At 31.4% G+C, this 11,946-nt stretch carries 9 protein-coding genes; 5 read left to right on the top strand and 4 right to left on the bottom strand.

Annotation, left to right across the window (positions count from 1 at the left end):
* Window positions 1-15 precede the first annotated feature (15 nt).
* From ACSIGE_RS07715 to ACSIGE_RS07705, 3 genes are all read left to right on the top strand, one after another.
* On the top strand, window positions 16-1,269 hold the full coding sequence (locus ACSIGE_RS07715) for a tetratricopeptide repeat protein (protein ID WP_440879295.1): 1,254 nt from the start codon (window positions 16-18) through the stop codon (window positions 1,267-1,269).
* A 150-nt stretch (window positions 1,270-1,419) separates the two neighbouring features.
* Window positions 1,420-2,646 (top strand): hypothetical protein, encoded by a 1,227-nt coding sequence (locus ACSIGE_RS07710; RefSeq protein ID WP_440882167.1) that lies wholly within the window; start codon window positions 1,420-1,422, stop codon window positions 2,644-2,646.
* Between the two features lie 107 nt (window positions 2,647-2,753).
* Window positions 2,754-3,206 carry a hypothetical protein gene (locus ACSIGE_RS07705; protein WP_440882166.1) on the top strand — a complete coding sequence of 151 codons (453 nt, stop codon included), beginning with the start codon at window positions 2,754-2,756 and terminating at the stop codon, window positions 3,204-3,206.
* 55 nt (window positions 3,207-3,261) lie between these two features.
* Here the strand turns inward: ACSIGE_RS07705 and ACSIGE_RS07700 are convergent, their stop codons facing one another.
* Complete coding sequence (locus ACSIGE_RS07700; protein WP_440882165.1) at window positions 3,262-4,770, bottom strand: GH3 auxin-responsive promoter family protein; 1,509 nt, start codon at window positions 4,768-4,770, stop codon at window positions 3,262-3,264.
* A 116-nt stretch (window positions 4,771-4,886) separates the two neighbouring features.
* Between ACSIGE_RS07700 and ACSIGE_RS07695 the strand changes: the two genes are divergently transcribed.
* Window positions 4,887-5,687 carry a DUF2797 domain-containing protein gene (locus ACSIGE_RS07695; RefSeq protein ID WP_440882164.1) on the top strand — a complete coding sequence of 267 codons (801 nt, stop codon included), beginning with the start codon at window positions 4,887-4,889 and terminating at the stop codon, window positions 5,685-5,687.
* 51 nt (window positions 5,688-5,738) lie between these two features.
* Here ACSIGE_RS07695 and ACSIGE_RS07690 read toward each other — a convergent pair whose 3' ends face one another.
* The 3 genes from ACSIGE_RS07690 to ACSIGE_RS07680 all read right to left on the bottom strand — a co-directional run bounded on the left by ACSIGE_RS07690 (window position 5,739) and on the right by ACSIGE_RS07680 (window position 8,714).
* Window positions 5,739-6,419, bottom strand: coding sequence for an OmpA family protein (locus ACSIGE_RS07690; protein ID WP_440882163.1), 681 nt, complete (start codon window positions 6,417-6,419; stop codon window positions 5,739-5,741).
* An 11-nt stretch (window positions 6,420-6,430) separates the two neighbouring features.
* A complete protein-coding gene (locus tag ACSIGE_RS07685) occupies window positions 6,431-6,910 on the bottom strand; it encodes a hypothetical protein (protein WP_440882162.1) in 480 nt (159 codons plus the stop codon).
* Between the two features lie 106 nt (window positions 6,911-7,016).
* Window positions 7,017-8,714 carry a formate--tetrahydrofolate ligase gene (locus ACSIGE_RS07680; protein WP_440882161.1) on the bottom strand — a complete coding sequence of 566 codons (1,698 nt, stop codon included), beginning with the start codon at window positions 8,712-8,714 and terminating at the stop codon, window positions 7,017-7,019.
* Window positions 8,715-8,914: 200 nt separating this feature from the next.
* Between ACSIGE_RS07680 and secDF the strand changes: the two genes are divergently transcribed.
* Window positions 8,915-11,926, top strand: a complete 3,012-nt coding sequence (gene secDF, locus ACSIGE_RS07675; RefSeq protein WP_440882160.1) for a protein translocase subunit SecDF — start codon at window positions 8,915-8,917, stop codon at window positions 11,924-11,926.
* The last annotated feature ends 20 nt before the right edge of the window (window positions 11,927-11,946 follow it).

Raw genomic sequence — 11,946 nt, 5'->3', positions numbered from 1 at the left:
AGAACATAAAGAATGATGAAAAAAAAAATATTTGTTGTATTTGTTTTGATTATTTTAAAGGTCAAAGGTCAAACTTTGACATTTAATTCGATTGATAGTTTAGTGAGTATCGGAAGATTTAAAAAGGTGAAGTTATTTCTTGAAAATCAAAAAAATACATTTTTAAAGTATGAAAAGTTAGCTGAATTAAGTGAGGTATTTGATGATAATGAGAGAGCTATTAGTTTTTTGGAAAAAGCACTTACTCTTAAGGAAGAATATAAAGTAAGGGTTAAGCTTATAAAACTATATAAAAAACAAAAGAAGTATGAAAAAGCAATTTTTCTTGAAGAACAAATTTTAGAAAATGATAAAGGAAATCAATTTATTGCTTATGATTTAGCTAAATTATATATAAAAGTAGGTAAAGCGGAAAAAGCTTTGGTGTTGCTGAATTTTCTTGTTTTGACAGATGATGAAAATGCTAATTACTCGTTTTACAAGGCAAGAGCCTATGAGGTATTAGCGAAATATATAAAAGCTATTAAATATTATAAAGAAGCTTTTTTTAAAGACAAGGAACATTTTTACGCTATTAAAGAATTGGCTATGTATTTTGCCGGAATTAAAGCTAAAGACTCACTTGTTTTTTATATTGATAAGGGACTAGAATTACGACCAGAAGATATTGATTTAAATCGTCTTAAAATAAATGAGCTTTTTAGGGAGAAGAAATACGATGAGTCTTTAAAATTATTAATGAAAATCGATTCTTTACAACCTAATCAACATTATACAAATAAAATGATTGCCCGATGTTATTATAAATTAAAGGATTTCAAAAGCGCACGGGATTATTTTGAAAAGGCTTTATCTATAGAAAAAAATGATTACAAAATATATACCTATTTCGGTGATATGTATTTTGATGAAGAACAATATGATAAAGCGAGGTTAAATTATTACATGGCTACTCAAATAGCAAAAGATTCTCGGAGTGTAGAGTATCTTAAAGAAGGAGAAGCATATGAAAAATTAAAAAAATACAAGAAAGCATTAAATAGCTATAGGATATCATTTGAGGGTAATAAAAAGAATTATAAAGCGCTTTATAAGATAGCTGTGCTCAATGATATTATATATAATAAGGATAAAAAGAAAGCGTATAGATATTACAAAGAATATTTCCGTAAATTTAAGTTAAGTAAGGTTGAGCTAACACGCAATGTGAGTAATAGAATGAAAGAAATTAGAAAATATTACTTTAAACAAGGAGTTGTTCTAAAATAATTTAAATTATTTATGTTAATAAAATCGATAAAACGTGTTTTTTAGGGGTTAAATAGCTGTTTTTTAGGGTTTAAGATCGTTATAAATACAAAATCGAACGTTTGTTTGTTAATTTTTTGTTAAATTTAACAAATTTTAAAATGTTCAATTATGAAGAAATTGTTGTTTACACTTACAACCTTTATTCTTCTGTTAGTTTCATGTAGCGATGATACGTCAGGAGACTTAATTAATCAAAACCTTTCACAAAATGAAGATAAAAGAGATGTAACAATTGTCTTTGATAAACAGAGTAGCTTATCAGAGTCGATTGTGAGTGTGGAAGAAAATAAAATTGTGTTTAAGAAAGATAATAGCTTAAACTTAAAGAGTCAAGAGTATCTTGTAGCAGGACAACTAGCAGTAGCACCAAATGGTTTTTTGAGAAAAATAAAATCCATTTATGAAGAAGGTGATAAAGTAGTTGTAGAAACAGAGATTGCTGAGGTTACGGATTTAATGCCAGATGGTAATCTTGATGTAATTTATAACTATGATAACTTGAAGCTTAAAAAGTCTTTGAAGACTGATAAGGGAGATTTAGTTTCTTATAAGACTTCTTCAGAGAAAGGTAGAAATCTTGGAAGTTTTACTATTTCTTTGAATAGAGTAATTTTTGATGCTGATGGGAATCATAAGACAACCCATGATCAAATCCGTGCGAATGGAAGTTTCACAGTGCAACCTTCATTAGATTTTGGTGTTCGTTTTCATTGGTGGCATTTACAAGAATTTAGATCTATTGTGACTAGTAGAAAAATTGCTAATCTTGATTTGACATGGAGTCATTCAGTTCCTTTATTTGGGCATAGTATTCCATTAGCTCAAATTCCGTTGCCACCAGTTACTTTTTGGATAGGATGGGTTCCAGTAGTTATAACTAATTCTGTTAATATTTCTTTAGATGCTAATGGTTCAGTGAATGCTAGTATTTCAACAGGCGTTCAGGGGTCTGTAATTTTAAGAGAGGGGATTCATTATAATAGAGGTCGTGGATGGAATTATATTCATGAAGCGCATAATTTAAATTTTAAATTTAAGCCTTTGTCAGCAACTGTTGGTTTTAACTCGTCAGTAGCATTAAATGGGGCTTTTAATACATCGTTTTATGGGCTTTTGGGTGTTGGAATTGGTGCCAACGCAGGCTTTTATGTGAATGGAACTTATTATGTTGACTCAAATAGGCTTAGCTTTATTAATTATTTTGCAGGATTTGAAGCGGGAATGAACGCATATGCAAGAGCCGGACTTTTTGGTATTCCAGGTTTAAATTTTACATGGGGTTATCCAATATGGTCTCAAAGTTGGCCTATTACACAAGGAACAATTCCTTTATAGTCTTTTAAAATAAGTTTATTAAAAAAGCTATAAAAGTAGTCTGATGCAAGTTAGACTACTTTTTTTATGTTGAATTATGTCTTATCTTTCGCTTAAAAATCAGGTAAATGAGGTTTTATTTTATTTCATTTCTTTTATTTTTAAATTCTTGTAATTACTCAATAAAAAGTAGTTTTGAAAAGAAAAATTATCTTGAAGCAATAAATATTAATCAGATAGATCATTTTCCAGCTTTCTTAAGTTGTGATAGTCTTAGTAATATTAACAGAGAAAGATGCTTTAAAGAAGGGGTTCTAAGGAGGGTTAAGAAAAATTTATTTCTGGAAAACATTCAAGTTGAAGGAGAGATTAATGAACAAGTTATATTGAGTATAAAAGTATGTAAAACAGGTAATATAAAACTAGAAAAAATTCAATCATCTAAAGCGGTATTAAAAAAAATACCCATGTTGGATAGCCTTTTAAACACTGCTATTAAAAAACTGCCAAAAGTAAAGCCAGCTATAAAGAAAGGAGTTGCTGTGACATCACAATTTACATTACCTATAAAAATTCATTAAATGATTTGTAGCTTTTGAGATCCTTAAATTAAAAAAAGTGTTTATATGTTGTTTTTTATAGACTCAAAAGTTCGTCAATGAACTCACGTTTATTAGATAATCTAGGGACTTTGTGTTGGCCTCCTAACTTCCCTTTTATTTTTAACCATTCATAGAACAAGCCATTTCTAGCTTGATGAACTTTTGGCATTCCTAGGGTCATATTATTATAACGTTTTGCTTCGTAGTCTGAATTGCAATTCTTTAGATGGCTGTCTAACATTTCAGTAAAAAAATCTAGATTTTCTGGAGCCTTACCAAATTCTATTACCCATTCATGAGCACCTTGAATACTATTATCCATAAAAACAGGGCCAACTGTGTAATCTTTAACTGTTGCATCTGTTTTTAAGCATGCAGCCTTTAGGCTCTCCTCAGCATTCTCAATAATCAATTCTTCTCCAAATACGTTTATATGATGTTTCGTTCTACCGGTGACTTTAATTCTATAAGGGTTTGTGGAGGTAAATTTAACTGTATCACCAATTAAATAACGCCATAGGCCACCATTAGTAGTTATAACAACTGCATAGTTTGTGTTTTTTTCAACCTTTTCTAAAGGAATGGCAATAGAGTTTTCACCGTCAAAATGGGGCATGGGAATAAACTCATAAAAAATACCATAATCAAGCATTAATAAAAGTTCATCTGAGTTGTTTTTGTCCTGTATTCCGAAGAAACCTTCCGAAGCGTTATATGTTTCATAGTATTTAAAAGATTCTTTTGGAATTAATTTTTTGTATTGCTCACGATATGGATTGAAGTTTACTCCTCCATGAAAATAAACTTCCAAGTTAGGCCAAACTTCTAATATATTGCTCTTGCCCGTTTTTTCCAACACTCTGTTTAGTAAAACAAGCATCCATGATGGAACCCCTACGAGGCTAGTAATATTTTCATTAATGGTTTCATCTATAATTGCTTCCATTTTTGTTTCCCATTCACTCATTAAAGCTACCTCTTGTTTGGGAGCAGAACTGAAATCAGCCCAAAAAGGCATATTCTCTATTATTATAGCAGATAAATCTCCGAAGTTAGAGTTATTGTCTTCATAGACATTAGAACTTCCACCTAGTCTAAGACCTTTACCTGTAAATAATTGTGCGTTTTTGTTGTTGTTAATATAAAGACATAACATATCCTTCCCTGCTTTAAGATGACAGTCTCCGATTGCTTGATCACTAACAGGGATAAACTTACTTTTTGCGTTAGTAGTACCACTGGATTTAGCAAACCAACGAATTTGGGTTGGCCAAAATATGTTTTGTTCTCCTTGCCTACATCGTTCAATTAAAGGTTCAATACTCTCGTACTTTCTAATAGGAACTTTCTTAATAAAATCTTCATATGATTTAATAGAAGAAAAGTTGTGCTGTTTTCCATATTCGGTGTTTTTTGCGGTATTTAGTAGTTTTGACAAAACTTCGTTCTGAACATAAACAGGGTATTTCAGGAAAAGTTCTACCTGATGTTTTCGTTTTTTTAAAAACCAAGAAATGATTGAATTTATAAACGTAAACGCCATAATATTTTTTAAGTTTGTAGTTGTAGTTTATTGTTATGATTTTTTGATAATAAAACTATTTCTAGTTTAGTTAAAACAAGTAAATAATTTTAGATAAAAGTAATAAAATTTAGGTTATGGAATATCAAGGAGTGTTAAAAAAAATGTCAACTGAAAACTTAGAGTGTGTTCAATATTATTTGGATATGAAGTCTGACTTTTTGAATATTAACCAACTTTTAAATAGAGTTATTTCATTAAGTTTTATAACTTATGAGTGTTTAAATTGTGGTAGTGAAAGAGAAATCTATAGACAAGGATTTTGTAAAAAATGCTTTTTTGAATCACCAAGGGTTGCTGATTGGATTCTTAGGCCAGAGTTAAGTAAGGCTCATTTAGATAAAGAAGATAGGGATCTTGAATATGAAAAAGAAATGCAGTTACAGCCACATATTGTTTATTTAGCAAACTCAAGTAATGTGAAAGTAGGAGTAACAAGAAAAAGTCAGGTGCCAACTAGATGGATAGACCAAGGTGCGCATGAGGCAATTGAAATTTTAGAAGTGCCGAATAGATATTTAGCAGGAATTACAGAAGTTGCTCTTAAAAAGCATGTAGCAGATAAAACGAATTGGAGAAAAATGCTAAGAAATGATATTGAAGAAGCTGATTTGAAGGATTGGAAAGTAAAGTTGATGCCTTTTATTCCAGAAGAGACAAAAGAGTATTTTTTAGAAAAAGATAAGGCAATGAATATTTATTTTCCTGTAGAAAAATACCCCATAAAACCTAAAAGCTTGAATTTGATTAAACAGGAAAGTTTTGTAGGAAAATTAGTTGGAATTAAAGGACAATATCTAATTTTTGAGGACGACACAGTATTTAATATTCGAAGTAATGAAGGTTTAGTTGTAAGGATTCGGATTGTTAAAAAATAGGAGAGAAAACACTAGTTCATATTAAATAGAACTAGTGTTTTTCTGGATAAATTATTTATTTGCTTCGTTTTTAGCAGTATTCACCATTTGTTGGTTTGCTACAATAGCGAATTCAACGCGTCTATTTTTACTTCTCCCTTCTGCAGTATCGTTCGATGCTATTGGGTTTTCGATTCCTAAACCTTTTATTTGGAATCTATTTGGGTTTAATCCTTTACCAATAAAAAAATCTTTTACAGAGTTAGCTCTTTTTTCAGATAACGTTTTATTGTATTCTGCTCTACCAGTACTATCTGTATATCCATAAATAATAATATTGGTATCCTTGTATTCTTGGAAAACATTAATCAATTTGTTCAAATTAGCTCTAGAGGTTGTTGTTAACGAAGATTTGTTAACAGCAAATCTTATTGCGTTTTCTCCGAGTGTTAATTTGATCCCTTCACCAACTCTTTCTACCTCAGCTGTAGGGAGTGCTTGTTCGATTTGACGGGCTTGCTTGTCCATATTATTTCCAATTAACCCTCCTGCTACACCACCAATTACGCCACCTAAAACAGCTCCAAGTGCTGGGTTTTTTCTTGCTATGATCGCACCAAGTGCCCCGCCAGCAGCTGTTCCAATAGTAGCTCCTTTTTGTGTGTTATTTGCATTTTTTATAGCGCTACAAGAAGTAAAGGTGCTACCTGCCAGGAAAGACAATGCTAAAATATATAATATTGCTTTTTTCATTTTAAAAGTTTTTAATAATTATTTCTTTGAAAAGTATAGGTTATATCTTTGATACTACCCGCTACATCAACTTTGTTAGACAGTTGAAAACTTGTCTCAGATATGTTTTTTACGCTCATTATATAACCACTTTTGACTTGTTTCGCTTTATTACCATTGATAATTTTGAATATGAAATTTCCATCTGTATTGATATACCAAGTTATTGGTGAATCAAATGATTGGCATTTATTATTTCCTTTAATACGCATCGTTCCTTTGTTATTGTTGGATATAAAGTTCCAATCACTTCCAATAAAACATTGTGAGTCTAGCAGGTTGAATGAGGTAACGTTTAGATATTCCGATCCAGGAAACGTCACGGAGGTAATAGTCCAGTCACCTTTTAACATTCTTTCTTTTTTCCCATCTAGTTTATTGTTGGTAATAGATGTGGATTTACATCCTATACATAAACTTACCAATATGATTAATAATAAATTTTTTCTCATAATTTTAATTTTCTTATTTTAATTAGATTTACTTTCCTATTTTTTAGCAAGGGAACAATTTTTATTATTTTTTGTAAATAAATTCAGTGTTAAAACGGTTAAACATTTATGAAAGTCCAGAGATTTTTCCAGTATTATCGATGTGCATTCCTTCAGAGGCAGGTGCTGAGGGTAAACCGGGCATTCTCATCATTTTTCCGAGTATTGGAATGATAAATTTAGCTCCAGCTGCTATTTCTATCTCACGTACTGTAACTATAAAGTTTTCTGGTCTACCTATTAAGTTTTCATTATCAGAGAAAGATTTTTGGGTTTTGGCCATACAAATGGCAAAGTCATTAAAGCCTAATCGATCGATCCTTCGAAGGTTTAGTTGTGCTTTTTTACTGTATTCAACAGAGACAGCTCCGTAAACTTCTTTTGCAATAGTTTCAATTTTTTCTTTTACTGGAGATTTCCAGTCATAAAGAGGTTTGTATTGAGAGGATTTGTTTTCAATAACATCTACTACAGCCGTAGCTAAACTCTTAGTCCCTTCTCCTCCTTTAGCCCATCCTTCTGATGTTACAGCTTGCACTCCTAAGGCAGCGCATGCCTTAATAATAAAATCAACCTCTTCTTGAGAATCTGAGATAAATGAATTAATTGCTACAACAGGCTCAATATTAAATTTTCGAATATTTTCAATATGCTTTTCTAAGTTTTTAAACCCGTTTTTAATTCGTTCTAAATTTGGAGTATTGTATTCATCTTTTGGAGATCCTCCATGATGACGTAAAGCTCTTACCGTAGCCACTAAAACAATACATTTAGGATTCAATCCAGCATATGCGGATTTAATATTCAAGAATTTTTCAGCTCCTAGATCTGCACCAAAGCCAGCTTCAGTAACTACATAATTTGATAAAGATAGTCCCATTTTAGTGGCGAAAATGGTGTTAGTTCCTTGCGCAATATTAGCAAAAGGACCACCATGAATAATTGCAGGGTTTTCCTCTAATGTTTGAACTAAATTTGGTTTGATTGCATCTTTTAGTAGAATAGCCATGGCATCTTGAGCTTTTAAATCGCGAGCAAAAATAGGTTTCTTATCAAAGGTAAAACCAATAAAAATATTTCCTAATCGCTCTTTTAGGTTATCAAAGTTATCCGCCATACACAAAATAGCCATTACTTCAGAAGCAGGAGTAATATTGAATCCATCTTCTCTTGGAATACCATTCGTTGTTCCACCTAAACCAATTGTTATTTGGCGTAATGATCTGTCATTCATATCAATAACTCGTTTCCAGAGAATGGTTCTAGGGTCTAAGTTTAAGTTATTAGTTTTGCTTTGAAGATTGTTGTCAATTAGAGCAGATAATAAATTGTTCGCCTTTTCAATGGCATTAAAGTCTCCAGTAAAATGTAAGTTAATGTCTTCCATCGGTACTACCTGAGAATACCCTCCTCCAGCAGCTCCACCTTTAATACCAAAAACAGGTCCTAATGATGGTTCACGTAATACAACAGTGGCTTGTTTCCCAATTTTATTTAGACCTTCTGTTAAGCCAATCGATACAGTTGTTTTTCCTTCTCCAGCAGGAGTAGGTGTCAAAGCAGTTACTAAAACTAAATTATTGTTTTTAATTTGCTCCTCATTGATGAGGTTTAGGGGCAATTTAGCTTTATACTTGCCGTACATTTCTAAATCATCTTCATCAATGTTTAATTTCTTAGCAATGTGTTTTATATGTTTAAGTTTTTTTAACTGTGCAATTTCTATATCAGATAAATGTATTGTTTCATTATTCGATGTTTGCATAATCACTTTAGTGTTTGTTTTTTTATTTAAACTTTACCCTAATTAAAATTAAAGATTTACCAAAGGTAAAAAACAATATTTATATATAAAGTTATAGATAAACAAGTTCTTTGATTATAAATATCTTAAAAGAATTGGCAATTCTTTTTTTGAAATACTATATTTGCACGTTTAAAAAAGTCGATTTAAATTAATTAAAAATGCAAAACAAAGGTCTAATTAAATTATTTGCTGTTCTTTTTGGAATAGTAAGCGCCTATCAATTGTCATTTACATTTTTTGCCAATAAGGTAGAAAGTAGTGCTAAGGAGTACGCGAAAAAAAATGTTAAAGATAATAATGGTAGAGAGTTAGCTAGATTCGAAAGAAGATATCTGGACAGCGTAGCAAATAAGGAAGTAGTAAATTTAGGAATTGCCAAATTCACTTATGATGATATCAGAGATAAAGAGATGAATCTTGGTCTCGATCTAAAAGGGGGGATTAATGCAATTCTACAAGTGTCAGTTAAAGATATCCTAATAGGATTATCTAATGATTCTAAAAATGAGGTTTTTAGAGAGGCTCTGTCAAAAGCTGATGAAGCTCAAAAAAACAGTCAAGATAATTACTTAGATTTATTCTATGATGCATTCGTAGAATTAAGTAAGGGTAACGTTAAATTAAGTGATCCAAATATTTTTGGAGCAACTAAATCATTACGTGATAAAATAAACTTCAACAAAACAAATGAGCAGGTTAAATCGACTTTACAAGAAGAAATTAATTCTTCAATAAACACTGCATTTGAAGTATTACGTAGCCGTATTGATAAATTTGGAGTTGTTCAACCAAACATTCAGCGTATTGGTACATCTGGACGAATTCAGGTTGAGTTACCTGGAGCAAAAGATATTGAACGTGTTCAGAAGTTATTACAAAGTACTGCTGAATTACAATTTTGGGAAGTATTTACAAACTCTGAAGTAATTCCTTTTTTCCAATCAGCTAATATGAAGGCTATTGAATTATTAAAAGAAGAAGTAGAAGAAGAAGCTGAAAAAGTTAAGGACACGGTTAAAAAAGAGGATGATATTGATGATTTATTAGGTGAGGCTAAAGATTCAGTAAAAGTTGAAACCCAGAAATCATTATTTACTTACTTAATACCAAATTTCCAACAGGTTAGTTCTACTATTGCTTATGCTAAGTTACAAGATACAGCAATGGTAAATAGTCTTCTAGCTAATAAAGATATTAAGTCTTTACTTCCTAAAAATTTACGATATGCAAAATTCCTATGGGATTATAAACCATTTACACCGGAAAGAACTGAGCAGAATAAAGACCAAGATTTAACACCAATGATTGGACTTTATGCAGTGAAGTCAAATAGAAATGATGATGCGCCTATAGAGGGAGATGTTATTGCTGATGCAAAGCAAGATTTCCATCCTACTAGAGCCAACCAACCAGTTGTAAATATGCAAATGAATGGTGTTGGCACAAAAGCATGGGGTAAAATGACTACTGAAAATGCAGGGAAATTTGTCGCTGTTGTTTTAGATGATTATGTATATACTGCACCGTCGGTTAATGAGCCTATAACTAGTGGGAGTACTCAGATTTCTGGAGGAAACATGACTATAAATGAAGCAAAAGATATTGCAACTGTATTAAAGGCAGGTAAATTGCCAGCGCCAGCTCGAATGATTGAAGCAGAAGTTGTAGGACCATCGTTAGGTCAAGAGTCTATTAATGCAAGTATTTGGTCATTTGGTTTAGCTATATTACTTGTTTTACTATGGATGATTTTATATTACGGAAAGGCAGGTGTATATGCGAATGTAGCTTTGATTGTTAATATATTATTCATTTTTGGGATATTAGCTTCGTTTAATTCAGTATTGACATTGCCTGGTATAGCAGGTATTATCTTGACGATAGGTATGTCAGTTGATGCTAACGTGATTATTTTTGAAAGAATCAAAGAAGGTTTAAATGCGGGAAAAGGTTTAGGTGTTTCTGTAGATGAAGGATTTTCGGTTAAAGGAGCTTTGTCTGCTATTATCGATGCTAATATTACTACTTTATTGACAGGTTTTATTTTATATGCTTTTGGAACGGGACCGATTAAGGGATTTGCTTTAACATTAATGGTTGGTATTGCAACATCATTATTTACAGCTGTATTTATTACACGTTTGTTAATTGATAAATCGGTTAAAGATTCAGAGGATTTAACATTCAATACCAACGTTTCTAAAAATTGGTTTAAAAATATCAATGTTGAGTTTTTAAAGAAGCGTAAGTTGGCCTATATTGTTTCAGGAACATTAATTATTTTTGGATTGACTTCTATGTTAACACTAGGACTAAAACAAGGTGTTGATTTCAAGGGAGGTCGTTCATATGTTGTTCGTTTTGAAAAACCAATGAAGGCGAATGAAGTAGCAAATAATTTAAAAGATGTATTTGGAACAGCTCCAGAGGTTAAAACTTACGGAGCTGAAAATCAACTAAAAATAACCACTGTTTTCAAAATTGAAGATAAGAGTAAGGAGGTTGACGAAGAGGTGCAAAGTGCATTATTTAAAGGCTTACAACCTTATTTGGGAGATGTTTCCTATGAAAACTTTAAGCCTGGTTTTGAAAAAGTAAATAATGGAGGAGGTATTATGAGTTATATGAAGGTAGATCCTACAATAGCTGATGATATAAAGCAATCTGCCTTATGGGCCGTATTAGGGTCATTAATTGGAGTATTCTTGTATATATTATTACGTTTTAGAAAAATGGCCTTCTCTATTGGTGCTGTTGTAGCTGTATTTCACGATGTATTGGTAGTGCTAGGAGTTTTCTCTATTTTTTACAAAATTATGCCTTTTGACATGGAAATTGGTCAATCGTTTATTGCAGCAATCTTGACTGTAGTAGGTTACTCTTTAAATGATACCGTAGTTATTTTCGATAGAATTAGAGAGTATGCAAATAACAGTAATTCGCTTACGGCTAATTTGGTTGATAAAGCTTTAAGTAGTACTTTAGGAAGAACAATAAATACATCTTTAACAACATTATTAGTAATGTTAGCTATTTTCTTCTTTGGAGGTGATAGTATTAAAGGGTTTATGTTTGCTTTAATTGTTGGGGTAGTTGTGGGTACTTACTCATCATTATTCGTTGCAACACCAATTATGTTTGACGTAGCCAAGAAAAAAGAAAAAAAATAAATTATAATTGAGATTATAGT

The organism is Tenacibaculum profundi, from assembly GCF_052050075.1.
Classification (GTDB): domain Bacteria; phylum Bacteroidota; class Bacteroidia; order Flavobacteriales; family Flavobacteriaceae; genus Polaribacter.
The sequence above is the reverse complement of the archived record's forward strand: the minus strand, read 5'-3'. Positions and strand labels throughout refer to the sequence as shown.

Bases quoted from the DNA above. Each gene is read 5' to 3' on its own strand.
- ACSIGE_RS07690 (WP_440882163.1), bottom strand. From the start codon at position 6,419: ATGAAAAAAGCAATATTATATATTTTAGCATTGTCTTTCCTGGCAGGT.
- ACSIGE_RS07685 (WP_440882162.1), bottom strand. From the start codon at position 6,910: ATGAGAAAAAATTTATTATTAATCATATTGGTAAGTTTATGTATAGGA.
- ACSIGE_RS07680 (WP_440882161.1), bottom strand. From the start codon at position 8,714: ATGCAAACATCGAATAATGAAACAATACATTTATCTGATATAGAAATT.
- ACSIGE_RS07710 (WP_440882167.1), top strand. From the start codon at position 1,420: ATGAAGAAATTGTTGTTTACACTTACAACCTTTATTCTTCTGTTAGTT.
- ACSIGE_RS07700 (WP_440882165.1), bottom strand. From the start codon at position 4,770: ATGGCGTTTACGTTTATAAATTCAATCATTTCTTGGTTTTTAAAAAAA.
- ACSIGE_RS07695 (WP_440882164.1), top strand. From the start codon at position 4,887: ATGGAATATCAAGGAGTGTTAAAAAAAATGTCAACTGAAAACTTAGAG.
- ACSIGE_RS07705 (WP_440882166.1), top strand. From the start codon at position 2,754: ATGAGGTTTTATTTTATTTCATTTCTTTTATTTTTAAATTCTTGTAAT.
- ACSIGE_RS07715 (WP_440879295.1), top strand. From the start codon at position 16: ATGAAAAAAAAAATATTTGTTGTATTTGTTTTGATTATTTTAAAGGTC.
- secDF (WP_440882160.1), top strand. From the start codon at position 8,915: ATGCAAAACAAAGGTCTAATTAAATTATTTGCTGTTCTTTTTGGAATA.